26 protein-coding genes and 1 tRNA gene are annotated in these 23,396 nt (G+C 60.2%); 13 read left to right on the plus strand and 14 right to left on the minus strand.

Features of this window, described 5'->3' with window-relative positions:
- Positions 1-2: 2 nt before the first annotated feature.
- Positions 3-1,421 carry a YdiU family protein gene (locus FIU92_RS08845; protein WP_152459871.1) on the minus strand — a complete coding sequence of 473 codons (1,419 nt, stop codon included), beginning with the start codon at positions 1,419-1,421 and terminating at the stop codon, positions 3-5.
- An 85-nt stretch (positions 1,422-1,506) separates the two neighbouring features.
- Between FIU92_RS08845 and FIU92_RS08850 the strand changes: the two genes are divergently transcribed.
- Together FIU92_RS08850 and FIU92_RS08855 are read left to right on the plus strand one after the other, a co-directional pair.
- Positions 1,507-1,926 (plus strand): cupin domain-containing protein, encoded by a 420-nt coding sequence (locus tag FIU92_RS08850; protein WP_152458219.1) that lies wholly within the window; start codon positions 1,507-1,509, stop codon positions 1,924-1,926.
- A 97-nt stretch (positions 1,927-2,023) separates the two neighbouring features.
- Positions 2,024-2,791, plus strand: a complete 768-nt coding sequence (locus tag FIU92_RS08855) for an extensin family protein (RefSeq protein WP_152458220.1) — start codon at positions 2,024-2,026, stop codon at positions 2,789-2,791.
- A gap of 17 nt (positions 2,792-2,808) precedes the next feature.
- On the opposite strand, the gene FIU92_RS08860 is transcribed toward FIU92_RS08855, so the two are convergent.
- From FIU92_RS08860 to FIU92_RS08870, 3 genes are read right to left on the minus strand one after another with little or no spacing between them, the layout of a single operon-like run.
- The gene (locus tag FIU92_RS08860) at positions 2,809-3,270 is read right to left on the minus strand and encodes a hypothetical protein (protein WP_152458221.1); all 462 of its coding nucleotides are present in this window, start codon (positions 3,268-3,270) and stop codon (positions 2,809-2,811) included.
- A gap of 10 nt (positions 3,271-3,280) precedes the next feature.
- Positions 3,281-3,613, minus strand: coding sequence for a hypothetical protein (locus FIU92_RS08865; RefSeq protein WP_172978478.1), 333 nt, complete (start codon positions 3,611-3,613; stop codon positions 3,281-3,283).
- A 36-nt stretch (positions 3,614-3,649) separates the two neighbouring features.
- Positions 3,650-4,723, minus strand: a complete 1,074-nt coding sequence (locus tag FIU92_RS08870; protein ID WP_371419745.1) for an anhydro-N-acetylmuramic acid kinase — start codon at positions 4,721-4,723, stop codon at positions 3,650-3,652.
- 305 nt (positions 4,724-5,028) lie between these two features.
- On the opposite strand from FIU92_RS08870, the gene tyrS reads away from it, so the two are divergent.
- Complete coding sequence (tyrS, locus tag FIU92_RS08875; protein ID WP_152458224.1) at positions 5,029-6,282, plus strand: tyrosine--tRNA ligase; 1,254 nt, start codon at positions 5,029-5,031, stop codon at positions 6,280-6,282.
- Positions 6,283-6,357: 75 nt separating this feature from the next.
- Here the strand turns inward: tyrS and FIU92_RS08880 are convergent, their stop codons facing one another.
- The gene (locus FIU92_RS08880; protein ID WP_152458225.1) at positions 6,358-7,092 is read right to left on the minus strand and encodes a hypothetical protein; all 735 of its coding nucleotides are present in this window, start codon (positions 7,090-7,092) and stop codon (positions 6,358-6,360) included.
- 222 nt (positions 7,093-7,314) lie between these two features.
- Here FIU92_RS08880 and FIU92_RS08885 point away from each other — a divergent pair, with 222 nt between their 5' ends.
- The gene (locus FIU92_RS08885; protein WP_152458226.1) at positions 7,315-8,070 is read left to right on the plus strand and encodes a 3-hydroxyacyl-CoA dehydrogenase; all 756 of its coding nucleotides are present in this window, start codon (positions 7,315-7,317) and stop codon (positions 8,068-8,070) included.
- 10 nt (positions 8,071-8,080) lie between these two features.
- A complete protein-coding gene (locus tag FIU92_RS08890) occupies positions 8,081-8,635 on the plus strand; it encodes a sugar O-acetyltransferase (protein ID WP_152458227.1) in 555 nt (184 codons plus the stop codon).
- A gap of 436 nt (positions 8,636-9,071) precedes the next feature.
- On the opposite strand, the gene FIU92_RS08895 is transcribed toward FIU92_RS08890, so the two are convergent.
- The 3 genes from FIU92_RS08895 to FIU92_RS08905 all read right to left on the minus strand — a co-directional run bounded on the left by FIU92_RS08895 (position 9,072) and on the right by FIU92_RS08905 (position 12,262).
- Entirely contained in the window at positions 9,072-10,880 is a 1,809-nt protein-coding gene (locus FIU92_RS08895; RefSeq protein WP_152458228.1) for an ABC-F family ATP-binding cassette domain-containing protein, read from the minus strand.
- Positions 10,881-10,948: 68 nt separating this feature from the next.
- Positions 10,949-11,704, minus strand: a complete 756-nt coding sequence (locus FIU92_RS08900) for a GNAT family N-acetyltransferase (protein ID WP_152458229.1) — start codon at positions 11,702-11,704, stop codon at positions 10,949-10,951.
- Positions 11,705-11,788: 84 nt separating this feature from the next.
- Positions 11,789-12,262 carry an outer membrane protein assembly factor BamE gene (locus FIU92_RS08905; protein ID WP_152458230.1) on the minus strand — a complete coding sequence of 158 codons (474 nt, stop codon included), beginning with the start codon at positions 12,260-12,262 and terminating at the stop codon, positions 11,789-11,791.
- Between the two features lie 85 nt (positions 12,263-12,347).
- Between FIU92_RS08905 and FIU92_RS08910 the strand changes: the two genes are divergently transcribed.
- The 8 genes from FIU92_RS08910 to FIU92_RS08945 all read left to right on the plus strand — a co-directional run bounded on the left by FIU92_RS08910 (position 12,348) and on the right by FIU92_RS08945 (position 17,704).
- On the plus strand, positions 12,348-12,884 hold the full coding sequence (locus FIU92_RS08910; RefSeq protein WP_152458231.1) for a DUF177 domain-containing protein: 537 nt from the start codon (positions 12,348-12,350) through the stop codon (positions 12,882-12,884).
- Between the two features lie 205 nt (positions 12,885-13,089).
- A complete protein-coding gene (gene rpmF, locus FIU92_RS08915; RefSeq protein ID WP_008756996.1) occupies positions 13,090-13,296 on the plus strand; it encodes a 50S ribosomal protein L32 in 207 nt (68 codons plus the stop codon).
- A gap of 24 nt (positions 13,297-13,320) precedes the next feature.
- Entirely contained in the window at positions 13,321-14,409 is a 1,089-nt protein-coding gene (gene plsX, locus FIU92_RS08920; RefSeq protein WP_152458232.1) for a phosphate acyltransferase PlsX, read from the plus strand.
- Between the two features lie 21 nt (positions 14,410-14,430).
- Positions 14,431-15,402, plus strand: a complete 972-nt coding sequence (locus tag FIU92_RS08925) for a beta-ketoacyl-ACP synthase III (RefSeq protein WP_152458233.1) — start codon at positions 14,431-14,433, stop codon at positions 15,400-15,402.
- A 96-nt stretch (positions 15,403-15,498) separates the two neighbouring features.
- Positions 15,499-15,801: an integration host factor subunit alpha gene (gene ihfA, locus FIU92_RS08930; RefSeq protein WP_152458234.1), complete on the plus strand. Its 303-nt coding sequence runs from the start codon at positions 15,499-15,501 to the stop codon at positions 15,799-15,801.
- 18 nt (positions 15,802-15,819) lie between these two features.
- The gene (locus FIU92_RS08935; protein WP_152458235.1) at positions 15,820-16,425 is read left to right on the plus strand and encodes a MerR family transcriptional regulator; all 606 of its coding nucleotides are present in this window, start codon (positions 15,820-15,822) and stop codon (positions 16,423-16,425) included.
- A 61-nt stretch (positions 16,426-16,486) separates the two neighbouring features.
- Positions 16,487-16,563: transfer RNA gene (locus tag FIU92_RS08940), tRNA-Pro, on the plus strand.
- 61 nt (positions 16,564-16,624) lie between these two features.
- A complete protein-coding gene (locus FIU92_RS08945; protein ID WP_152458236.1) occupies positions 16,625-17,704 on the plus strand; it encodes a 2'-deoxycytidine 5'-triphosphate deaminase in 1,080 nt (359 codons plus the stop codon).
- 3 nt (positions 17,705-17,707) lie between these two features.
- Here FIU92_RS08945 and FIU92_RS08950 read toward each other — a convergent pair whose 3' ends face one another.
- The 6 genes from FIU92_RS08950 to argS all read right to left on the minus strand — a co-directional run bounded on the left by FIU92_RS08950 (position 17,708) and on the right by argS (position 23,318).
- A complete protein-coding gene (locus FIU92_RS08950; RefSeq protein ID WP_152458237.1) occupies positions 17,708-17,923 on the minus strand; it encodes a hypothetical protein in 216 nt (71 codons plus the stop codon).
- 65 nt (positions 17,924-17,988) lie between these two features.
- Positions 17,989-18,639, minus strand: a complete 651-nt coding sequence (gene scpB / locus FIU92_RS08955; RefSeq protein ID WP_152458238.1) for an SMC-Scp complex subunit ScpB — start codon at positions 18,637-18,639, stop codon at positions 17,989-17,991.
- Positions 18,632-19,426 (minus strand): ScpA family protein, encoded by a 795-nt coding sequence (locus FIU92_RS08960; protein WP_152458239.1) that lies wholly within the window; start codon positions 19,424-19,426, stop codon positions 18,632-18,634. Before FIU92_RS08960 ends, scpB begins: the two co-directional genes overlap by 8 nt.
- Positions 19,416-20,423: a beta-N-acetylhexosaminidase gene (nagZ, locus tag FIU92_RS08965; RefSeq protein WP_152458240.1), complete on the minus strand. Its 1,008-nt coding sequence runs from the start codon at positions 20,421-20,423 to the stop codon at positions 19,416-19,418. Before nagZ ends, FIU92_RS08960 begins: the two co-directional genes overlap by 11 nt.
- Positions 20,420-21,484, minus strand: a complete 1,065-nt coding sequence (locus tag FIU92_RS08970; protein ID WP_152458241.1) for an SPOR domain-containing protein — start codon at positions 21,482-21,484, stop codon at positions 20,420-20,422. The genes nagZ and FIU92_RS08970 overlap by 4 nt, the downstream gene beginning before the upstream one ends.
- Positions 21,485-21,572: 88 nt before the next feature.
- Positions 21,573-23,318 (minus strand): arginine--tRNA ligase, encoded by a 1,746-nt coding sequence (gene argS, locus FIU92_RS08975; protein ID WP_152458242.1) that lies wholly within the window; start codon positions 23,316-23,318, stop codon positions 21,573-21,575.
- Positions 23,319-23,396: the final 78 nt, after the last annotated feature.

Consider the following 23,396-nt stretch of genomic DNA (forward strand, 5'->3'; position numbering starts at 1 on the left):
CGTCACGTCCCGCAGAATGTTGCATGAACCACCTCATTTTCGGCCGGAGGACGCCTCAGATCTTCCGCATCCCCTTGATCCTCGTACGGCCGCGCCAACACGGCGTTCAACCGGTCGAAGGGCGCATAGTCGCCCTGCACCGCCGCCTTGATCATCTGTTCGATCCGGTGATTGCGCGGAATGAATGCGGGGTTTGCGGCGGCCATCACCTCCTGTGGCGCCGCTTCGCGCGCCAACCGTGCGCGCCAGTCTTTTTCCCAGGTGTCAAACGCTGCCGGGTCAAGGAACTGATCCCGCGCCGTGCCACCGCCCAGCGCCCGGAAGGTATTGGTGAAATCCGCCTGCCCCTCGGCCATGCGCTTCAGAAGATCGGTGATCAGTTCCTGATCGCCCTCGTCCGCGGTTGCCAGTCCGATCTTCGCCCGGAACCGGGACAACCAATTCTGTTGCAGCAGGTCCGGCATCGCGTGGACGATCTCGGTCGCCTCTTCCACGGCGGCCTCTTTGTCGTCCATCTGCTGGATCAAGGACGTTGCCAACTGCGCGAGGTTCCACACCGCGATATCGGGCTGGTTCGAATAGGCATAACGACCCATCCGGTCGATCGAGCTGTAAACGGTGTTGGGGTGATACGTATCCATGAACGCACATGGGCCATAGTCAATGGTCTCACCCGCGATCGAGCAGTTGTCGGTATTCATCACCCCATGGATGAACCCCACGCTCATCCACTGTGCAATCAAACCGGCCTGCGCATCGCGCACCGAACGTAACAGGCCCATCGGCCCTTCTGCCTTGGGATAATGCCGCGCAATGGCATAGTCCGTCAGGCGCTTCAGGCTGTCCATCTGCCCGCGCGCGGCAAAAACCTGAAATGTCCCCACCCGCAGATGACTGGATGCAACCCGGGTCAGAACCGCTCCGGGCATCGGAGCTTCGCGAAAGACGGTCTCGCCGGTTTCCACCGCTGCCAAGGCACGTGTGGTCGGAATGCCCAGGGCATGCATCGCCTCGGATACCACATATTCCCGCAGCACCGGCCCCAGCCAGGCCCGGCCATCGCCCCGGCGGGAAAACGGCGTAGGGCCCGAACCTTTCAGCTGGATGTCCCGGCGCACCCCGTCCGTTCCGACCGTCTCGCCCAGCAACACCGCACGTCCGTCGCCCAACTGCGGGTTGTACTGCCCGAACTGATGCCCGGAATAAAGCTGTGCGATTGGCTCGGCACCTTCGGGAATACTGTTTCCCGCAAAGGCTTCGGCCATGTCCTCGACGTCTCCGGGCGAAATCCGCAGCAATTTGGCCAGATTATCGTTGAACGCAATCATCCTTGGCGCGCGCACGGGAACCGGTGACTGCCGTGCAAAGAACGCATCCGGCAGACGGGCATAGGAGTTATCGAAGGGGATTTTCAGGGTCATGTCGTAAACATATCCCTCGGACGCATGAATACCATAGCGGATCACACCGGCCCGTGCATAATCGCACCCAAACACGAGGAACCACATGACCGCACAAGAGATTATCGAACGCTTGAACCTGCAACGGCATCCCGAAGGTGGTTGGTACGCCGAGACATGGCGCGCCGAAAACGAAGGTCGCCCCACCGGCACCTGCATCTACTTCCTGTTGCAGAAAGGCGAAAGCAGCCACTGGCACCGCGTCGATGCAACCGAGATCTGGCTGTACCATGCCGGTGCACCGCTTGTCCTGTCGCTCAGTTCAACCGACCAAGGACCCGCCACCGAACATGTGCTGACACCTGATCTTTCCTCTGGCGCACCACAATTGATCGTCCCACAAGGCCATTGGCAAGCCGCCCGCAGCACGGGTGATTACACGCTGGTCAGTTGTACGGTCTCGCCCGGTTTCCAGTTCGAGGGGTTCGAACTGGCCGCAACGGGCTTCGATATCCCCAAGGCGTGAGTGTTCACATAACAATCTCTGAAAAGGTGAGTTTACAGACGGTTGCCCATTGATCATGCTGTACACGCAGCCACAGGCGACGGAGTAACGAGTAAGAATGAAGCAGGTCCTGCTGACTGTCTTGTTCTTGTGTCAAAGCGCAGCATTCGCCAGCGCAGAGCCCGCTTGCGCCGAGGCCCGTCTTGCATCCGATCTGACTGCGCCAGAGCTGATCGGGGAAGAAACGGCTGAAGATGCTGACCCGACCGTGACAGTCGAACCTGCGGTGCTGGTTTCCAGGCGTCCTGCCCTGCGACCCTGCAAGTTTCGGCAATTCGAAGTCGGCCGTGAACGAATGCAGGCGCGGGGCGCCGTGTGCGGCGACTGGACCATTCTGGGCGAAACACGCAAGCCCGTCGCGGGAAAGGCCCGCGGATGCGGGATCACGAACCCGGTTCGCGTTTACAAAATCTCTGATATCGCACTCAGCCAATTCTCATTGATGGATTGCCAGACAGCGGTCACGCTGAAAACGTGGATCGAAAACACGGCCAAGCCAGCCTTTGCCAATATGGGCGGCGGGCTGAAGGGGATGCGGATCGTTGGCCACTATGCCTGCAAGACCCAGAACAACCAGCCGCGCTCACGCATCTCGGAACATGCGCGCGGAAAGGCGATCGACATATCGACCTTTGTTCTAGAGGACGGAACACAGATCACGGTCCGGGACGGGTGGAACAACGCGCACGGCGCTGTTTTGCGAAAGCTGCACGATGGCGCCTGCGGCATATTCGGAACCGTGCTTGGCCCGGACGCCGACCGCTATCACGTCGGGCATTTCCATTTTGACACGGCCCGCCGCAAGGGCGCTCCGGTGTGTCGATGAACCTTCGGGTTGCGCCTCTATTTGTCGCTTCGGCTTTTGATCAACAAATTGATCAGCGGCACCAGCAGCGTCGCTGCCGATCCCAAAGGGTTCGATCCAATGCTCTTAACCGCCTGCACGACCTCTTTGGCCTCTGCGGTCATCTCCTCCAATTCGTCTTCAATATCTGCTATGGCCATATCGCGCACCTCGACGGCCGGTGCGACTTCGTCGTCGATATTTCGGCGTCTTGCAATCAGCACCATAAGCCCGGCGAAAACGATGTTTCCAAAGGCCAACAGCGCCGCCGCCGATGCTGGTGACATCGAGCTTTGAAACGCCAAGAACATGGAAACATTCAAAAGCACTACCGCCGACAATGCCGCGATGCCCGCGATGCCCATCAGTATGGTCTGTTGCTGCACCACCCCAAGACGGCGGCGCGCAATCAAACGTTCGGTCCGATAGATCGTAACCAGGTTCTTGCTCAGTCTGCTCATAACCTGCCTCCTAGCCCTGCGCGCGCCCAACGACATACCCAAGCGAAAAGGCAATCAGCAACGCCGTGATCGGATAGTCTTTCTGAAGCCGACCGAACTCCTCGACAACGTCATGCCCCAAGGACTGAACCTGGCTCAGGTCGATCCCGTGGTCTTCCAGCAGCTGCCGGATTTCATTCGACGATTTGGTGCCCTCAGGCGAATCTTCGGAACCCGCTTCCTTTTCGGCCTGCGCCTCCAACGTCGCATTCCGCTTCCGCAACTTCTCCAACTCGGCCTCAAGCTCTGCCTTGGTCGCCATACTGCCATGCCCCTGATCCATCGGTCCGGGCAATCGTCGCACAAAGAGTTGTTTTTTTGAACTGTTTTCCGGATCGCGTTATCCGACCGGGTCCATCGACACCGTACTGACGACCCCGCCACCGACAAGCGCCTTTACGCCGGTGGTTCCGGGGCAAGAGGTCGGCAATCCCCGCGCGACGCGCACCGCCAGATAGGCAAACGCCTGCGCCTCAAGCATGTCGCCGTCCAGCCCCACCGCCTCAACCGGTTCGACCGGGCAATCCAGCGACACGCGCAACATCTCCATCAGCACCGGGTTGCGTCTGCCGCCCCCGGTGACCAACACACAGGACGGAGGTTTCGGACAGTGCTCCATCCCCTGCACCACAGCTGCGGCACACATACCGGTCAGAGTCGCCACCGCGTCAGCGTCATTGAGTTCCTTGACCAAACCGATCATTTCCGAAAAATCGTTCCGGTCCAGGGATTTCGGCGGCATGCGGGAAAAATACGGCTCGGCCAGAAACAGCTCCAGCGCGCCCATTTCCACCGTTCCATCGCGCGCAAGCGCCCCGTCACGGTCCATCGGAAGCCCCAGCCGGGCCTGCATCAGATCATCGACCGGCGCATTGGCCGGGCCTGTATCAAAGGCCAGCAACGCACCGGGCGCTTCGGGGCCTTCGAACGCCGGGTCCACATAGGTCAGGTTGCCGACCCCGCCCAGGTTCAGGAAACACAGCGGCCGGTCCGCACCGAACCATTTGGCACAGGCGAAATGAAAGAAAGGCGCAAGCGGAGCCCCCTCGCCCCCCATCGCCACATCGTCGCTGCGGAAATCCCAGACCACCGGGCGCCCAAGGGCCTGCGCCAGCCCCAGCCCGTCACCGACCTGCAAGGTCCCGCGCCCGCGCGGCTCATGCGCCAGCGTCTGTCCGTGAAAGCCGATCAGATCCACATCCTCGAACTCGGACAGTGCTTCGGCATGGGCAATCGTCACCATCTCTGCCGCCGCATCGACCTCGGGACCATGCCACTGGCCCAGCGCGGCGCGCAACACGTCGCGTTCCGCATCCGAATAGGCGCGGTATCCACTTTCCCCAAACCCGTAAATCGAATGCCCGTCGGTTTCCACCACCGCGGCATCAACCCCGTCCATCGATGTGCCGGACATTGCGCCCAAAGCCCGGAGCTTTCCGTGTTTCGCGATGGTCTGGCCCAAGCCTGCCTCCTGAATTGGCTGTGTCTTTCGCCGCCTCCGGGTCCGGGATTTCACCTTTGGGTTGCAGCCCGGTCAACGTGCCTTCTGTTGGGGCGCAAAGGCAAGCGTTCCGGACCGGCCCGGCGATTTTTTTCTCAAGGCGCGTGTCTGGATCGACACCCTCGACCACACCCCGCGCCCGAGGTGAAAAGGTGGCTTTTCCTCGCACGCGCTGCCGCCTATACAGTGCCCCGCAACATTAACCCAAAGGGCACGATATGACCTACCACCCCAAATCGGATTTCATCGCCACGATGATCGAGCGCGGCTTTCTCGCCGACTGCACCGATTATCAGGGCCTTGACGACGCTCTGATCAGTGGGTGCAAACCGGCCTATATCGGCTTTGATGCCACGGCCAAGTCATTGCATGTGGGCAGCCTGATCCAGATCATGATGCTGCGCTGGTTCCAGAAAACCGGTCACCAGCCGATCACCCTGATGGGCGGCGGAACCACAAAGGTTGGCGACCCTTCGTTCCGCGCCGATGAACGCCCCCTGCTGGGGCCCGAACAGATCGACGAAAACATCGCGGGCATCAAAAAGGTGTTCTCGGCTTACATCGACTATGACACAGAGGCCGAGAACAAAGCGTTGATGCTGAACAATGCCGAGTGGCTGGACGACCTGAACTACCTCGATTTCCTGCGCGACATCGGGCGTCATTTCTCGGTCAACCGGATGCTGAGCTTTGAATCGGTGAAATCCCGACTGGACCGTGAACAGTCACTGTCTTTCCTTGAATTCAACTACATGATCCTTCAGGCCTATGACTTCCTGGAGCTGAACCGCCGCTATGGCTGCTTGCTTCAGATGGGCGGCAGCGACCAGTGGGGCAATATCGTCAACGGGATCGACCTGACCCGCCGCGTGCTGGATCACGAGATCTATGGCCTGACCTCGCCCCTGCTGACCACCAGCGACGGCAAGAAAATGGGTAAATCTCAGGACGGCGCGGTTTGGCTGAACGCAGACATGCGCTCGCCCTACGAGTTCTGGCAGTTCTGGCGCAATACCACCGACGCTGATGTTGGGCGGTTCCTGAAGCTTTACACCGAAATGCCGGTGGACGAGTGCGATCGTCTGGGCGCGCTGCAAGGATCCGAGATCAACGAGGCCAAGATCCGTCTTGCCAACGAGGTGACGACTCTGGCCCATGGTGTGCAGGCCGCGGCGAACGCCGAAGCCACTGCGCGCGAAGTCTTCGAAAAGGGTGGCGTGGGCGGGGATCTTCCGACCCTGACCCTCAGCGAGGCCGAACTGGGTGACGGCATGTCCATCGTGCAGATCATCGTCAAATCCGGCCTCGCCAAATCCGGCAAAGAAGCCAAGCGCCTGATCGCCGAAAACGGTGCCAAGCTGGACGACGCGCCACTGACCGATGCCGGGCTAATGATCGACGCAAACGCCCTGTCTTCGCCGATCAAGCTGAGCGCCGGCAAAAAGCGTCACGCGCTGGTTCAACTGGGCTGACCCGGCAAGGCTGAAAGACACGAAACTGCAACGGCCACCCAAACGGGTGGCCGTTTTTCATTCGGTAAGCCGTGCTTATCTGCGTTCTTTTCCGCCGCCACGACCAGGCCGGTCGCCACTTTCGTCATTGTTGGCGTTATGACCGCGGCCCGGGCTGCTGCCTTCACCGCCATTGCCATGGCCGTTGTTGCCCTTGCCACCACCTTTACCCTTGCCGCCTTTACCTTCGCCTTTGCCTTCACCACCGCCGGATTCACCACCGCCGCCAGATTCACCACCGCCGCCGGATTCACCTCCACCACCGGATTCACCTCCACCGCCGGATTCACCACTGCCGCCGGATTCACCACCGCCACCGGACTCACCTCCACCGCCGGACTGGCCGCCTCCATTGTTTTCGCTTTCTTCAGACGCGCCCCTGGGGCCACTTTCACCGCCTCCGACAGTTCCACCAGCATCGGCGAATCCAGACCCACCGGGTTCAGAGCCGCGGCTTTCACCCCGGTTTTCCGCCGAACCAGACAGGTTTGCCGTCGGCAAATCCGTCAGCAACGCGGCCAGCCCCCGGCATTGCGCCCCGGTTACACTCAAAGTTGTTTCAAAGTCGGCCCGCTTTTGAAGCCTGTCCAGAAAACTCGGGGTTACCTGCACACAATCGCACAACCCGGCATAGTCCCCCGCGTTGGCAAGATTCCGAGCCGTTTTCCAGTTGCAGGTTTCCGGTGCAGCAGCAGCATCGCCAACCATCACCATTCCAAAAACAGGCACAGCGACAACTGCACCCAGTATGTGTTTCGTACTTATTACCATAACAGATCCTCCTGGCGGAAAAACACACAAAGGCGCCGAGTTCTTCGCTCACGAACAGGCGCGTTTTCGTGAAGTCGGCATTAAGTATTGTTGAGGATCGGCCGAAACATCGGGGCCAAGGACCTTACCCGCCAACCAAGTTCCTGCTTTCTCAATTTTGTGGACTCTGGCCCCAAAATGCAGTTATTGAACAAGTGTTCATATCCTTGGGAGGAGTTCACCATGCACCTGTCCACCACTGCCGCCCTCATCACCGGAGGCGCGTCCGGTCTGGGCGAAGCCACGGCACGCCACTTCGCCTCGGAAGGCGCGCAGGTCACCATTCTGGATCGTGACGCAGATCGCGGCGCACAGGTCGCCGTCGAGATTGGCGGGCATTTCGCGCAAACGGATGTGACCGACGAAGAGTCGGTGGCCGCAGCCGTGCGCCATGGCATGGACAAGATGGGCAAGATCACGGCCACGGTGAATTGTGCAGGTATCGCCTATGGTATTAAGACTGTCGGCAAGGATGGCCCTCACCCTCTGGATGCTTTCCAGCGTACGATCGACATCAATCTGGTTGGCACCTTCAACGTGTCCCGGCTGGCCGCTGTCGAAATGGCAAAAAATGAACCCGAACTAGATGGGGCACGTGGGGTGATCATCAACACCGCCTCGATCGCTGCGTTTGACGGGCAAAAGGGTCAGGCGGCCTATGCGGCCTCGAAAGGCGGCGTCGTGGGCATGACGCTGCCGATGGCCCGCGACCTGGCCTCGACCGGCATTCGCGTCATGACCATCGCGCCGGGCATTTTCATGACCCCGATGCTGGCGGGCCTGCCCGAAGAGGTGCAACAACAGCTTGCCGCCGACGTCCCGAACCCTGCCCGCCTTGGCGATCCGCAGGAATACGGAAGACTGGCCGGCTTCATCGTCGAGATGGGCTATCTGAACGGTGAGGTCATCCGCATCGACGGTGCCCTGCGTATGCGCTAAACCGGGGCTCATGACCGAGCGGCAGAAAATGGAAGCGGGTGAATGGTATTGCTGCCTTGACCCGGAACTGGATGCGCTTCGCGCCGAAGCGCGCCGGGCCGTTCATGCCCATAACACATGCCCGCCGGATGCCCGTGGGGCCATCGCGCCGGAACTGGCTGCGCTTTTTGCGGGAGTAGGACGGGATTGCTTTCTCGAGGCTCCGTTTCACTGTGCCTACGGAATAAACCTGTCGTTGGGAGACCGCGTGTTTTTCAACGCAGGCTGTGTCGTGCTCGACACCGCGCCGGTGACGATTGGGAATGACACGATGCTTGGGCCTGCGGTGCAGATCTATTGCGCCGAACACGCGAAAGATCCTGCGTTGCGGGCTCGGGGGCTCGAAATCGCCCACCCGGTCAGGATCGGCGAAAACGTCTGGATCGGCGGGGCCGCGATCATCATACCGGGCGTTACGATCGGTAACAATGCCATCATCGGAGCGGGCAGTGTGGTGACAAAAGACGTTCCCGCCGGCGAGACGGTCGCTGGAAACCCTGCCCGGCCTGTACGCGCCCACCGATAACCCTGCTTTTCCCCCAATCCGCCAGGGCCTTGATCACCAGGCGCAGCGCCTAGTTTTTCGATCAGGCAGCGCCGGGTCAACGTGTTCCCGAGGGGGGTCGCCCGGGCAAGGTGGATTTTAATCGCACCGAACTCGGAAGCGTCATCGCCTACACCGAAAGAGAATAAATCCAAAACGACCCGCATGTGGTTGCGACACATCCCGGTGTCGTTGCCTTCCATGCAATTGGGAACAGCCGCGAATCGTCGCAGACGCATTTGAAGGCGCTTCATCTCGCCACTTGAATAAAAATGCTCGACGGGGTCGCAGCCGAAGCAAGCTGAACGAATTGACGGGGATCCGCTGATCCGGTCCCCGGCAAAACCGAAGCAGCAGGCGAACTCCGGTCTTGAGCAGCTTTTTCCACGCCGTCTGATAAGGCGCGCGCAGTTGGCGCCTACTCAGCCTGGGCTTTTTCTTCCAGTGTCAGCCATTCCTCTTCGGCCGCCGACAACTTGTCTTGCCGTTCGACAAGCGCCTCGGTCGCTTTCTGGAACTTGACCGGCTCGCGGGTAAACAGCTCGGGGTCGGACATCAATTCTTCGAGCTTTGCAATCTCGGCCTCCAGTCGTTCAATCTCGGCCGGCAGCTTTTCCAGCCGGTGCTTTTCGGAAAAGGATAATCCCGATCTGGCTTTTGCTTCCTGCTTCACCTTCGGCTTGGATGGCTTTGTTTTGATGTCTTTTTTCTCGGAAACATCGCCCCGCTGCGCAATATAGTCGGACCAGCCGCCGGCATAGACGGTCGCCCGCCCGTTGCCTTCCATCGCGATGGTCGTCGTTGCAACGCGGTCCAGAAAATCCCGGTCGTGGCTGACCAGCAGAACCGTTCCATCGTAATCGTCCAGCAGCTCCTGCAACAGATCCAGCGTTTCGACATCCAGATCGTTGGTCGGTTCGTCCAACACCAGAAGATTGGAAGATTTTGCCATCAACTTGGCCAGCAGCAACCGTGCCTTTTCCCCACCCGACAAGGATTTGACAGCCGCTCTTGCCTGCCGCTCGTCAAACAGGAATTCCTTGAGATAGCCCACGACATGTTTGGGCTGCCCGCCAACCATCACCTGATCGGCCTTGCCGGAAACCCGCATATCCGGGTCGCCGGTCAGGCTGTCCCACAGGCTCATCTCGGGGTCCAGTTGCGCACGGGTCTGATCGAACACCGCGACCTCAAGATTGGTACCCAGCGACACCGAACCTTCGTCCGGCTCCACCTGCCCCAGAAGCATCTTCAGCAAGGTCGTCTTGCCGACCCCGTTCGGCCCGACAAAAGCCACACGATCACCGCGCTGCACCAGCAGAACAAAATTCCGAACGATCTGCTTGTCGCCGAACCCTTTGGACAGCCCTTTGGCCTCGATCACCTTGCGGCCCGATTTTGGCCCGGCCTCCAGCGTCATCGCAGCGGAACCCTGACGCTTGATCTGTGCCGCCTTTTCGGCCCGCAGCGCCTGTAGGGCGCGCACCCGGCCCTGATTGCGTTTGCGCCGCGCGCTGATACCCTCGACCGCCCATTTGGCCTCGGACTTGATCAGACGGTTTAGCTTGTGACGCTGCTGGTCTTCTTCTTCCCAGATCTTGTCCCGCCAGGCTTCGAACGCGTCAAAACCTTGCTCCTGCCGTCGGACAGCGCCCCGATCAATCCACAGTGTCGCCCGCGTCAGTGCCCGCAAAAAGGCCCGGTCGTGCGAGATCAGCACAAACGCCGCTCGTGTCGACCCAAGCTCACGCTCCAGCCAAGCGATGGCTTCGATATCCAGATGGTTGGTCGGTTCGTCCAGCAGCATCAGGTCCGGTGCCTCGGCCATTAGCTTGGCCAATGCCGCCCGCCGCCGCTCACCACCCGAAGCAGTCTCAACCGGGCGCGCAGGATCGAATTTCAGCCCCGCACCCGCCCGTTCAACCTTGTAGAGCTCCCCCGGCTCCAACCCGCTCGACGCATAGTCGCCCAAGGTGGCAAAGCCCTCCATCGTCGGGTCCTGCTCCATATAGCCCACGGATTTTCCGGGCGGCACGACAATTTCACCGCGGTCAGCTTCGACGAGTCCGGCCATCACTTTCATCAGCGTGGATTTGCCCGACCCGTTGCGCCCAACCAGCGCGACGCGGTCACCGGGCTGTACCACCAGATCCAGTTCGGAAAACACCGGTTCGCCCCCGAAAGTCAGGGATATGCCGGACATCTGCAACAAAGGAATTCTCGCCATGCCCGCCAGCTAAACCGGCGGCCACACTGCGTCAACGCCCTGTCTTCACCTTTTCGGAAATACTCATCTTAACCGGCCAATGCCCGCAACAGGCGTTTTCGGGCCGGAGGGATCGCCCCGATTTCAAGCCCGGTAAAAACATGCAACGTGTTCATGTGGCGATCCACAACCGCGTGATCACTCACCCACCCCCCCATCATCAGATAGGTTCGCAACAGGGGCGGCATGCGCGACATTGCCTTTTTCGCGTCCGGCCGGCGCCGCAGGCGCGCGGCGAAACGGAACACGTCCGGAGCCTTGACCCGCGGCAACCACCGTTTCGGGGCCAGGTGGCGATGCTTGAGCATCGCAAAGGCATCAAGATATCGCCCGGTTTCGGTCCCGGCAAAGGACGAACATCCAAACAGCATCTGGACATTGTGTTGATCGACATGGGACGTCATTGCACCCCAGGCGGCCCGCAGAATGTCGGGATCGTTCAGACGCGGATGAACGCAGAACCTGCCCATCTCGACCATGCGGCCACTGAACCCTTCCAACGAGCTCAGGTCGTAGAACTGTGCTGAATAGCTGCGTCCGATTTCACCGCCATGTTCCATTGTGAGCATCCGAAAGCAGCAGACCAACTGCCCGGCGGATCGCATATCTTCAACCAGGACATGGCTGCATTGCGTGTCGAAATCGTCAATGTCCGGTTGCCGGGTGCCGAATGCCAATGTCCGCAGGCTTTGTGCGGCCCTGATATCCTCGGCCGATTCCGCCATTCGGGCGCGATAGCGCCCCTTTCTCAACATAACTGCCGCCGCCACGGTCGCGTCCTCCATGGGTGCCGACCCACGAGTGTCGGCACGACACCGTTAACACAAGACATGTGACCGCCTTGTGACCAACGCAAGGTTCCGGCGCGATCAGTTGGAGCCAGGAATATTGGCCGGGTTGAAGTTGCCGATATTGCCCAAAAGCTGACGCAGGAAGCCTTTGTCCTGAACGTTGGAATCGGTCACACGGCGTTCCAGCGGAACCACGATGCCGTCTTCCAGGCCAAAACGCTCGATGTTTCTGACGACTCCACGCTGATCAAAGCTGATGGCGACCAGTTCGCGCGCCACCACTTCGGGCCGTTTCGGGCCGTAATGGCGCACCCGCGAGCGGACATAGTAATAGCCCGAATCCCGCACAACCCCGGACGCACCCGGTGCGCCGATGGCTTCTTCCACGCTGTCGCGCGTATCGACGCCCACTTTGATTTCGGCCAGTTCCTCGGCCGGAGGCACATAGCCGTGATTCTTGTAGATCGGCGTACAGGCCCCGGCCGCAGCCAGACAGGCAACAAACACAAGCGATTTCGTCGCTGGTTTCAACCGGTTCACTACCTTCAACATGCACACCCTCTTGCCTTGGCCTCTTGCGGCTTCTATCCGATTACAGAAACCGCTGCCACGGTTCAACACATAGAAAGGCTCACGAATGGGCAACGTTACATCATTTCGGGTGGCTGACCTGCCCCAGAACGCCCCGACACCCTTTGAACTGCGTCCCGCAAACGCCGAATTGGATGAGATCAGGCAGAATCTGGGGCTGCTGGGGCTGCGCAAACTCAGCTTTTCCGGCGGGCTTCGCGCACAAGGCAAGCGCGACTGGGTTCTCAACGGCAAACTCGGTGCAACCGTGATCCAACCCTGTGTCGTGACGCTCGAGCCGGTCACGACCCGGATCGACATTCCCGTTCACCGCACCTTTCTGGCCGATTGGACCGACCCGGATGAACCCGAGTTCGAAATTCCCCAGGATGACGAATCCGAGCCCTTGGGCCCGGAAATCGACCCCGCATTGGTGATGGTCGAGGCGCTGTCGCTGGCTCTGCCGCAATACCCGCGCAAGGAGGGGGCGGAACTGGGTCAGGCAGACTATACCGAACCGGGAAAACAGGCGATGACCGATGAAGACGCCAAACCTTTCGCCGGATTGGCGGGATTGCGCGATGCGCTCAAAAAAGACGAGTGACAGAGCGCAGATTTCCTGTCATAGCAGGCGGTCAGAAAAATCGCTTGAACATACCGAGAATCGCAGTATTTTCGCGCGCTCATCGGATTTTGGGTTGGACATTGCGGGGCCCGTCGCCTAAACGCGCGTCAAACCACGATAAACGAACTACGAAACCCGGGTCGGCAGCGATTCTGCGACCCCTAGTCAGACAAAGGTTGAGACCATGGCCGTCCAACAGAACAAAGTTTCCAAGTCGCGTCGCAACAACCGCCGCGCACACGACGCTCTGGTTGCTGCAAACCCGAACGAATGCCCGAACTGCGGCGAGCTGAAGCGCCCGCACCACGTTTGCGCATCCTGCGGCCACTATGATGATCGCGAAGTCGTCGCTCAGGCCGATGAAATCGATCTGGACGAAGACGCAGCCTAAGCCTGATCGAGCGCAGACCAAGGCATGACTGAACAGCCCACGCACGCCGGACGGATAACCATCTCGGTCGACGCTATGGGTGGGGACGCAGGTCCCTCGGTCGTTGTTGCCGGTCTTGCGAAATCGGCCGACAAGAACCCGGATATCAGGTTCTTGCTGCACGGGCCCGAACAGGTATTGCGCAAGCTTGTCGCCAAACGGCGTGTCCTTGAAGGGCGCGTCGTTTTTCGTGATTGCTCGGGCGTGGTCACGATGGAGGACAAGCCCAGTCAGGTCGTGCGCAACGGCAAAGAGACCTCGATGTGGTCCACGCTGGAAGCGGTACGCCAGGGCGAAGCCCATGGAGCGGTGTCCTGCGGCAATACCGGCGCGCTGATGGCCCTGTCGATGATGCGCCTGCGCAAACTGCCGGGCGTGAACCGGCCTGCCATCGCGATACTGTGGCCCTCGCGCAACCCTCAGGGGTTCAACGTGATGCTGGATGTCGGCGCAGATGTGCGCGCCGACGCCAAGGATTTGCTGCAATACGCCCTGATGGGCGCCTCTTATGCGCGCAACGGTTTGGCCCTGAGCCGCCCTCGGATCGGGCTTCTGAATGTCGGCACCGAAGAACACAAGGGGCGCGCCGAACTGAAAGAGGCGCACTCGATGATCGCGGGCTTCGCGGAACAGGCGAATTTCGATTTCGTGGGTTTCGTCGAGGGCAGCGACATCCCCGGTGACAAGGCGGATGTCATTGTAACCGATGGCTTTACCGGAAACGTCGCGATCAAGACCGGTGAAGGCACGGCAAGCCTGATCGGTGACCTGCTGCGGCAGGCGTTCAAATACTCCCCGCTATCCCGACTGGCCTCGATTCTGGCTATCACGTCACTGAACCGTTTGAAGAAACGGATCGACCCGCGACGCGTGAATGGTGGCGTGTTTCTGGGGCTGAACGGCACCGTGGTGAAATCCCACGGCGGCGCTGACGCGACAGGTGTGTCAGCTGCGATCAAACTGGCCTTCACCCTGGCGCAGTCCGGCTTTTCCGAAAAATTGGCTGCGCGGGTTGCATCCACTGCCCAGCTTGCACAAGATGCCGCGCAATCAGCGCCGCAAACAGATAAATAACAAAAAAGGCAGTACCGGAAAATGGCAGGCCGTTCAGTTGTAGTAGGTGTCGGGCATTATTTGCCTGAACGCGTTGTTCCCAATTCCGAGTTTGAAAAAACCCTGGACACGACCGACGAATGGATAAAGACCCGCTCGGGGATCGAACGCCGCCATTTTGCTGCCGAGGACGAGACGACATCCGATCTGGCCACCAATGCCGCCCAGGCCGCGCTGGCCGACGCGGGCCTGACGGCGGATGATATTGACGCAATCGTGCTGGCAACTTCAACGGCGGATCTGACCTTTCCTTCGGCCGCCACCATGGTTCAGGCACGGCTGGGCATGACCAAGGGTTTTGCCTTTGACGTGCAGGCTGTTTGCGCCGGATTCGTTTTTGCACTGTCCAACGCAAATGCGCTGATTGTTTCCGGTCAGGCCAAACGCGTGCTGGTGATCGGGGCCGAGACTTTCTCACGGATCATGGATTGGACCGATCGGTCCACCTGCGTTCTTTTCGGCGATGGCGCCGGTGCAGTGGTGCTGGAGGCCCGAGAGGGCACAGGCACCGCCGAGGACCGCGGTATTCTGGCAACCGACCTGAATTCGGACGGGCGCTACAAGGATCTTCTTTATGTCGATGGCGGTGTTTCGACCCAATCCACCGGGCATCTGCGTATGCAGGGCAATCAGGTTTTCCGTCATGCCGTTGAAAAGCTTACGAAAACAGCGGAAACAGCGTTGGAACGAGCGGGGCTGAGCAGCTCGGACGTTGATTGGATCGTGCCGCATCAGGCCAACATCCGCATCATTCAGGGCACCGCCAAGAAAATGAACCTGCCGATGGAAAACGTGGTTGTGACCGTTCAGGATCACGGAAACACGTCGGCCGCATCCATCCCATTGGCCCTGTCCGTGGGCAAGCAGCGCGGACAGATCAAGCCGGGTGATCTGATCGTGACCGAAGCCATTGGCGGCGGTCTGGCCTGGGGCGCAGTGGTTCTGCGCTGGTAACCGGCGCAAACCGGCTTACACAGCCGCCCGCAATTCATTGATATTGACAGCGAATTTGCCATACCCATATGCTTCAATAGCAACAGGGGAATTAGCATGGGCGACAAAACACTGACTCGAATGGACCTGAGCGAAGCCGTCTTTCGTGAGGTAGGTCTGTCAAGAAACGAAAGTGCGCAGCTGGTTGAAAGCGTTCTGAACCACATGTCCGACGCCTTGGTGCGTGGTGAACAGGTGAAGATCTCGTCTTTCGGTACCTTCAGTGTTCGCGACAAGACCGCCCGTGTCGGTCGCAACCCCAAAACCGGCGAAGAAGTCCCGATTCAGCCGCGCCGTGTGCTGACTTTCCGCCCGTCGCATCTGATGAAAGATCGCGTCGCAGCCGGGAACCGCAAGTAAGTTCAGGACGTCCAGGTTATGAGTAAGTCCCCCGATGCCTTTCGCACCATAAGCGAAGTTGCGGACTGGCTCGGTGTTCAGGCTCATGTTCTGCGATTCTGGGAAAGCCGGTTCACGCAGGTAAAGCCCGTCAAACGCGCAGGTGGACGCAGGTATTATCGCCCGAATGACATGCGTCTTTTGGGCGGGATCAAGAAACTGCTGCACGAAGACGGAATCACGATCAAAGGTGTCCAGCGTATCCTGCGCGAACAAGGCGTCGCACATGTCGCGGCGCTGTCCCCTTCCCTGGACGATCCCGGCCCAGCCCCAATTGCGCCTGCCAAGGACACCGTGGTGCCGTTCGAACCAAAACCTGCACCCGCAACGGAACAGATTCGCATGGATCTGCGCGAACCGATCCAGCCAACCGGTGAGAACGATGCGCAGACAAACGCACGCGCCTCTGACGCATCACAGCCGGAGCCAGAGCCCGGACTGGACGCCGCGCCCTTGATGGGGGGAATCGCGTCGCTTGCGTGGAATCAGACAGATTTTGATGACGACCTGCTGCGGCGCATCGCTCCGATTGCAAAAGATCTGCGCCGATGGCTGGACCGGGTTGAAACACAGGCGACGGGTTAGGACAAAAGGCATTGATTTCCTCTTGCCCTTGCCGGGAAAATCTTTATGAACACCCCAACGTCGGGCTATGGCGCAGCCTGGTAGCGCGTCCGTCTGGGGGACGGAAGGTCGCAGGTTCGAGTCCTGCTAGCCCGACCAAATTACACCGACGTTTATGGCATACAGGCCAGATCCCGCTCTGGCACCAGGGGGGATCGAGATGACAGGTGTTTGCCCGAACCAACAGCTAGAGGCGATGATCGCGCGCGGTGAAATCACCGCCAACCCCGAGGTTCTGCCGGCGCAGATTCAACCTGCCAGCCTTGATTTACGTCTGGGAACAGTGGCTTACCGTGTCCGCGCCTCGTTCCTTGCGGGCGAAGGCCGGACTGTCACGGACCGGTTGGCAGAGTTTGAGATGCACCGCATCGATATCTCGGATGGCGCGGTTCTGGAAAAGGGCTGCGTCTATCTGGTGCCCCTGATGGAATCGCTTGCGCTGCCCGACAACATGAGCGCCGTGGCCAACGCCAAAAGCTCGACCGGGCGGCTGGACCTTCTGACGCGGACGATCACTGATGGCGGCACCGAGTTCGACCGGGTGCCCGCAGGTTACACAGGCCCGCTTTATGCCGAAATCTGCCCACGCTCGTTCTCGGTTCTGGTTCGTCCCGGGATGCGTCTGAACCAGATTCGTTTCCGCCAGGGTCAGGCCGTGTTGTCCGATGCGGAACTGAGGACCTTGCATGCGCAATCTCCGCTTGTGGACGGACCTGCCGTCATTCAGGACGGTCTGGGCTTTTCGGTCGACCTGCAACTGCCCGATACCGATCTTGTGGGCTATCGCGCCAAACCTCATACCGGGGTGATCGATCTGGATCGAATCGGTGAATACGACCCGCAGGACTATTGGGAAGAAGTGCGCACCAAGGATGGTTGCATCATCCTGGACCCCGGCGCGTTCTATATCCTTGTCAGCCGCGAGGCGGTGCATATTCCACCGATGTACGCGGCTGAAATGGCGCCCTATCTGGCGATGGTTGGTGAGTTCAGAGTGCACTATGCAGGCTTCTTCGATCCCGGTTTTGGCCATGCCGCTGCCGGGGGGGCCGGTTCCCGTGGCGTGCTTGAGGTGCGCTGCCACGAAGCGCCATTCGTGCTGGAACACGGACAGGTCGTCGGACGTCTGGTCTATGAGAAAATGGCTGAAATGCCGACGCAGCTTTATGGTGCAGGCATTGCCTCGAACTATCAGGGTCAGGGCCTGAAACTGTCAAAGCACTTCAAAGCCGCAAGCTGACCCCTAGAACTTCATGAACCGGCGCATTTGACGGGTCACGCGCTGTGCCTGCCTGAGGTTCTGCGCATGTCGCGGTGCGCTGGTTTTTTCGGGCCCATTCGATATGCCGGGTCCGCCGCCCTTTCGGCTGGCCAGATCGATACCCTTGTTCACACCTTTGTTGACCAGACGGCGCATGACCTGGCGCACAATCATGTCGATGATCCGGTTTGCATTCATCGCTCAACTCCGTGTCCTCTCGCACAAAGATAGGCGCTTTATGCGGCAACAAAAGGGCTGTTCGATCACTCTTCTTCGAACAACTCGCTCTGGTCTTCGTCAACTTCGTCCTCGCGCCCTTCCCCCAGAGGGATCGCACCCGGAGGAGGCCGATTCTCCAACAACCCCGCGGCGCGCAGCTCTTTCAGGCCTGGCAGGTCGCGCGCGTTTTCCAGGCCAAAATGATCCAGAAACTCAGGCGTCACCACAAACGTCACCGGACGACCCGGCGTCATGCGGCGGCGGCCCAGCTTGATCCACTCCATCTCAAGCAACTGATCGATGGTCCCGCGCGAGACCGACACGCCCCGGATTTCCTCGATCTCGGCCCGTGTGCAGGGTTGGTGATAGGCCACGATGGCCAGAGTTTCGATCGCGGCGCGGCTGAGCTTGCGGGTCTCGACCGTTTCCTTCTGCATCAGAAAGCCCAGATCAGGGGCCGTACGGATGGCCCAGGCATCCCCCACGCGCACCACGCGCACGCCACGCCCCTCATACCGTTTCTGAAGCAATTCAACCGCTTGCGCCGCATCGCTTCCATGGGGCATCCGCGCCTCAAGATCCGCAATCGTCACCGGCTCGGCGCTGGCGAACAGAACGGCTTCGACCATACGCTCCTGCTCTGCCAGCGGAGGGGCCTCGAACAGCGTACCGGTCTCTTCAGGGGCATCAGTCACGTGTTTCGGTCCTCTTGCGCAATTGGATCGGAGCGAATGTCTCGCTCTGCTTGATTTCCATATGTCCTTCTTTCACCAGTTCCAGCGAGGCCGCAAAGGTCGCCGCCGTTGCCGACCTGCGCCTTACCGGGTCGGAATCCCAGCCATCGGGCAGGTAAGTTTCCATGTCGGTCCATGTCCCGGCAAACCCGATCAGCGGTCGCATCCGTTCCAGTGCCTGTTCCATGGTGAATACCGAATCGCGGTCCATCACAAACGGGCGGAATTCATCACGGGTGCGGATGCGGGCATAGCCCTGCATCAGATCCAGCAGCGTGGCGGAATAGGTGACGGTGCGGATTCGGGTGATATCTTCGCCCTGACCGCGTTTGAAGAAATCCCGTCCCAGCTGATCGCGCGCCATCAATCGTGCCGCAGCGTCGCGCATCGCCTGCAAGCGTTCCAATTGAAACGCCAGATGTGCGGCCAGTTCTTCGCCCGAAGGTCCCTCGTCTTCGGGGTCTGGCGGCAACAGCAGGCGGGACTTGAGAAACGCCAGCCAGGCCGCCATCACAAGATAGTCGGCGGCCAGTTCGATCCGCAGCGCCCGCGCCTTTTCGACAAAGGCCAGGTATTGCTGCGCCAGCGCGAGTACGGAAATTTTCCTCAGATCAACCTTCTGCGTGCGCGACAGGGTCAAAAGAACGTCCAGCGGGCCTTCGAACCCATCGACATCAACAATCAGCGCTTCGGCCGCAAGACGATCCGCGACCGAGACAGGATCTTCGCTGAAAAGATTATCGTTCATATACCTGCCCGCCCATTAGGGCAGATAGTTCCGCCTCGGCGGCAGGGATGTCAAGTTCCTGCGGAGCTTTGCGCATCGCCAGCGCCCGTTCTGCGCGGGCCTGTGCCACATCGGACATCTCCCCGGCAGCTTCCAGCACCTCGGCGCGCTCGGCAAAGCTTCCGTTGCAGTGCAGAACGACGTCACAGCCCGCGCTTATGGCTTGCCGCGACACCTCAGCAGGCGTTCCGCTGAGCGCCTTCATCCCGATGTCATCGGTCATGATCAGCCCGCCGAAGCCAATCCTGTCGCGGATCACATCCATCATGGTTGCCGAGATGGTGGCAGGCTGCGGGTCAATCCGGTCATAGACCAAATGCGCAGTCATCCCCATCGGCAGGTCGTTCAAGGCCCGGAACGGCACGAAATCGCTGCGCTCAAGCTCATCCAGGGGCAGATCCACATGCGGCAAGTCATGATGGCTGTCCAACGTGGCACGTCCATGGCCCGGAATATGTTTGAGCACTGGCAGCACTCCGCCATCCAGATGACCCTGCGCCACGGCTTTGCCAATTCTGGAAACGCGTTCAGGATCAGCGTCATAACAGCGGTTCATCAGGAACTTGTGCGTCTCGGGGCGCGCGACATCCACCATGGGCGCACAGTTGCTGTCGATGCCCAGACCAAACAATTCATCGGCAATCAGGCGGTACCTCAGATACATGGCGCGCTCGGCCTGCTCGGCGGCATTGGCTACGTGATCCAACGGAGGCAGCCATTCGCGGGCCAGCGGCGCCCGCAGGCGCTGCACGCGCCCACCTTCCTGATCGATGGTGATCGGGCAATTACGCCCGACTGCCTCGCGGAAATCATCACACAAGGCGCGCACCTGATCCGCGTGTTCGATGTTGCGGGCAAAAAGAATGAACCCGAACGGGTTCATCTGCCGAAACAAGTCTTTTTCCTGTTGCGTCAGGCGCAGGCCCTCTGCATCGGTGATCGTGGCACCGTACTTCACCTGACGGCCACCGGGATACAATCAGCCCCTTGCGCAACAAGCGCGGCACAAAACTGGCGCGAGTCGCTCAGGTCTTCAAAGCCCAGCACGCGCAGGCGGTAAAAGGTGCGCCCACCGCTTGAGGTCTTCTGGATAACGCGCTGTTTTCCTGCCATATATTCGCCGAACCTTCCGTTCAGGCGATCCCATTCCGTTTGCGCCACCTGGACGCTGTCATAGGCTCCAAGCTGCGCCAGACGCGTGCCTTTCGCCAGCGTATCAGGATCAACATCCAACCCAACCGCAGCCTTCACCGCGGCATTGATAGCGTCTTCGGAATTCTCGCTTGGCGACACCCGGCTGCGTGAGGTGCGTGCCGGGCGGGTCAAGGGGCGCAAGGACCGGCGCACACCCGGCAGCGCGGCAATGGCCGGGTCCGGCAAGGCGGCTGCGAAATCGGCCGGGTCAATTGCGGGTTCTTCCTCGGGGGTGGTCAGCGATGCCAGCTGCACGCCATCCTCGGCGTTTTGCTGCGTTTTGGCTGCTTCACCAGCCAATTCCGCAACCAGCGCATCCACCGCGTTCTGGCGCAATCGAGCGGCTTCCTGGGTTGAAATCGGCTTTTCCACAACATGCAGCGCCGGTGTCGGCTTCAGATCTGCGGCGGGTACGTCTTCATCCGTCAACGAGACCGGCCGCGGCGCAAGGATCAGACGATCTGCCGGGGCGGCAGCACTGCCCTTGGCTGCCACGGCGTTGACGGCCAAGCCCTGATGATCGGCCGGTGTTCCGCCCGGGTTTTCGGGCTGCACCCGCATCGGCCCTTCGGCTGCACGCACGACCGGCACGCCGCTGACATCCCGCATGACAAGCTTGTATCCCCAGATACCGACGCCGGCGACCAGTGCCAACGATGCGACAGCCCCCAGGAAATTGACCACCCGCCCCAGTCCGAACGCGCCGCGCGGCGCGTCGTAATCCTGCATCTCGTCGGGATAGTCATACGCATCCTCGAAATGCGCTTGATTCGGGTAATCATTCTGCCCAGGGCTTTGATGCCCCGAGTAATCGTAACTCGCCATGTCCGCCTCACTGCCCGCTTCGCGCCCGAAAATAAGGCGCGCGGGTCATTTCTTGCCTACCTCGTACCGGCGGTTCGGGCGATATTTGTTACCGCATCTCCTGCGCCGGGGTGACGCCAAGAATACCCAAGCCCGCTGAAATCACAACAGAAACGGCCCGGGCCAGCGCAATTTTCGACTGGCTTGTGGCAACATCGCCATCCTGAATGAAACGCAACTGGGTTTCTTCATTGCCCTTGTTCCACAGAGCGTGAAAATCCCCTGCAAGTTCATACAGATAGAAGGCGACACGGTGCGGTTCGTTGGTCCGCGCAGCGATCTCGACCAGGCGTGGCCATTCCGCCAGCTTCTTGGCAACCGTCAGTTCGGCGGGGTGGTCCAGCGACGCCAGATCGGCCCCGCGCAGGGTGGCGTCGGTGGCGTCGATCCCCGCCTCGGCGGCACGGCGCAGCACGCTCATCACCCGGGCATGGGCGTATTGCACGTAGAACACGGGGTTCTCGCGGCTCTGTTCCAGCACTTTGTCGAAATCGAAATCCAGCGGCGCGTCGTTCTTGCGGGTCAGCATCACGAAACGCGTCACATCCGGGCCAACCTGATCGACCACATCCCGCAGGGTGACAAAGTTCCCGGCCCGTTTCGACATCTTGAACGGCTCGCCATTTTTCCACAGTTTCACCAGCTGCGTCAGCTTGATATCCAGCGGCACCTTGCCATCGGACAGGGCCGACACGGCCGCCTTCATCCGCTTGACATAGCCGCCATGATCCGCCCCGAACACGTCGATCAGCGCGTCAAAGCCACGGCTCACCTTGTCATAGTGATAGGCGATATCGGGGGCGAAATAGGTCCAGCTGCCGTCCGACTTCTTGACCGGGCGGTCGACGTCATCGCCATGTTCGGTGGACTTGAACAAGGTCTGTTCGCGCGGCTCCCAGTCTTCGGGCTTTTTGCCTTTTGGCGGCTCCAGCACGCCTTCATAGATCAGGCCCTTTTCAGTCAGCGATTGCAGCGCGGCCTCGATCCGGCCCGTGCCATAGAGCGATTTTTCCGAGAAGAACACATCCATCTCTACGCCCAGCGCCTTCAGGTCGGCGCGGATCAGGTCCATCATCGCGTCGGTCGAAAACTCGCGCAGCTCTTCCAGCCATTCGCTTTCCGGCTTGTCGATCAGGCTGTCGCCAAATTTCTCTTTCAGCGCCTCGCCAATCGGGATCAGATAATCGCCGGGATACAGCCCTTCGGCAATCTCGGGGCTGAGGCCATTGGCCTCGCGATAGCGCTCATAGGCCGACCGCGCCAGCACATCCACCTGCGCGCCGCCGTCGTTGATATAGTATTCGCGGGTTACGTCATGGCCCGAATAGGCCAGCAGGCTTGCCAACGCATCCCCAAACACCGCGCCGCGTGTGTGCCCGACATGCAGCGGACCGGTCGGGTTGGCAGAGACATATTCAACATTGACCTTCTGCCCCTGCCCCATGGTCGAGCGCCCGAAATCGGTGCCTTTTTCCAGCACAGCCGCCAACACGCCTTGCCAGACGGACGGCGCAAGACGCAGGTTCAGGAAACCGGGCCCTGCCACTTCTGCGCTTGTGATCCGGTCATCCGCTGCCAGTTTCCCGGCCAGAACATCCGCAATGTCGCGCGGCTTCATCCTGGCAGGTTTCGCCAGCACCATCGCGGCGTTGGTTGCCATGTCCCCATGGGCCGCATCGCGCGGAGGCTCGACCGCCACGTTGTCAAAGCTCAGCCCCTCGGGCAATGCGCCTTCGGACTGCATCTGCGCCAGCGCGTCCAGTACAAGGCCGCGGATCTCGGAAAACAGGTTCATTTCGGATGTCCTTTTGCTTGTCGCGGGGTTTACCACGCAAACCGGCAAGGTCAATGGACGCCTAATGTTTAAGCTTGG

It is taken from the genome of Ruegeria sp. THAF33, assembly GCF_009363615.1.
Taxonomy (GTDB): domain Bacteria; phylum Pseudomonadota; class Alphaproteobacteria; order Rhodobacterales; family Rhodobacteraceae; genus Ruegeria.

Excerpts from the sequence above, each read along its gene's own strand:
- FIU92_RS08970 (WP_152458241.1), bottom strand. The coding sequence starts at position 21,484 with ATGGCGAGTTACGATTACTCGGGGCATCAAAGCCCTGGGCAGAATGAT.
- plsX (WP_152458232.1), top strand. The coding sequence starts at position 13,321 with ATGACTGAACAGCCCACGCACGCCGGACGGATAACCATCTCGGTCGAC.
- FIU92_RS08905 (WP_152458230.1), bottom strand. The coding sequence starts at position 12,262 with ATGTTGAAGGTAGTGAACCGGTTGAAACCAGCGACGAAATCGCTTGTG.
- FIU92_RS08960 (WP_152458239.1), bottom strand. The coding sequence starts at position 19,426 with ATGAACGATAATCTTTTCAGCGAAGATCCTGTCTCGGTCGCGGATCGT.
- ihfA (WP_152458234.1), top strand. The coding sequence starts at position 15,499 with ATGGGCGACAAAACACTGACTCGAATGGACCTGAGCGAAGCCGTCTTT.
- FIU92_RS08850 (WP_152458219.1), top strand. The coding sequence starts at position 1,507 with ATGACCGCACAAGAGATTATCGAACGCTTGAACCTGCAACGGCATCCC.
- FIU92_RS08925 (WP_152458233.1), top strand. The coding sequence starts at position 14,431 with ATGGCAGGCCGTTCAGTTGTAGTAGGTGTCGGGCATTATTTGCCTGAA.
- FIU92_RS08880 (WP_152458225.1), bottom strand. The coding sequence starts at position 7,092 with ATGGTAATAAGTACGAAACACATACTGGGTGCAGTTGTCGCTGTGCCT.
- rpmF (WP_008756996.1), top strand. The coding sequence starts at position 13,090 with ATGGCCGTCCAACAGAACAAAGTTTCCAAGTCGCGTCGCAACAACCGC.
- FIU92_RS08860 (WP_152458221.1), bottom strand. The coding sequence starts at position 3,270 with ATGAGCAGACTGAGCAAGAACCTGGTTACGATCTATCGGACCGAACGT.
- FIU92_RS08885 (WP_152458226.1), top strand. The coding sequence starts at position 7,315 with ATGCACCTGTCCACCACTGCCGCCCTCATCACCGGAGGCGCGTCCGGT.
- FIU92_RS08855 (WP_152458220.1), top strand. The coding sequence starts at position 2,024 with ATGAAGCAGGTCCTGCTGACTGTCTTGTTCTTGTGTCAAAGCGCAGCA.
- FIU92_RS08910 (WP_152458231.1), top strand. The coding sequence starts at position 12,348 with ATGGGCAACGTTACATCATTTCGGGTGGCTGACCTGCCCCAGAACGCC.
- argS (WP_152458242.1), bottom strand. The coding sequence starts at position 23,318 with ATGAACCTGTTTTCCGAGATCCGCGGCCTTGTACTGGACGCGCTGGCG.
- FIU92_RS08870 (WP_371419745.1), bottom strand. The coding sequence starts at position 4,723 with ATGTCCGGCACATCGATGGACGGGGTTGATGCCGCGGTGGTGGAAACC.
- FIU92_RS08890 (WP_152458227.1), top strand. The coding sequence starts at position 8,081 with ATGACCGAGCGGCAGAAAATGGAAGCGGGTGAATGGTATTGCTGCCTT.
- FIU92_RS08935 (WP_152458235.1), top strand. The coding sequence starts at position 15,820 with ATGAGTAAGTCCCCCGATGCCTTTCGCACCATAAGCGAAGTTGCGGAC.
- FIU92_RS08900 (WP_152458229.1), bottom strand. The coding sequence starts at position 11,704 with ATGGAGGACGCGACCGTGGCGGCGGCAGTTATGTTGAGAAAGGGGCGC.
- FIU92_RS08950 (WP_152458237.1), bottom strand. The coding sequence starts at position 17,923 with ATGAATGCAAACCGGATCATCGACATGATTGTGCGCCAGGTCATGCGC.
- FIU92_RS08945 (WP_152458236.1), top strand. The coding sequence starts at position 16,625 with ATGACAGGTGTTTGCCCGAACCAACAGCTAGAGGCGATGATCGCGCGC.
- FIU92_RS08845 (WP_152459871.1), bottom strand. The coding sequence starts at position 1,421 with ATGACCCTGAAAATCCCCTTCGATAACTCCTATGCCCGTCTGCCGGAT.
- tyrS (WP_152458224.1), top strand. The coding sequence starts at position 5,029 with ATGACCTACCACCCCAAATCGGATTTCATCGCCACGATGATCGAGCGC.
- FIU92_RS08895 (WP_152458228.1), bottom strand. The coding sequence starts at position 10,880 with ATGGCGAGAATTCCTTTGTTGCAGATGTCCGGCATATCCCTGACTTTC.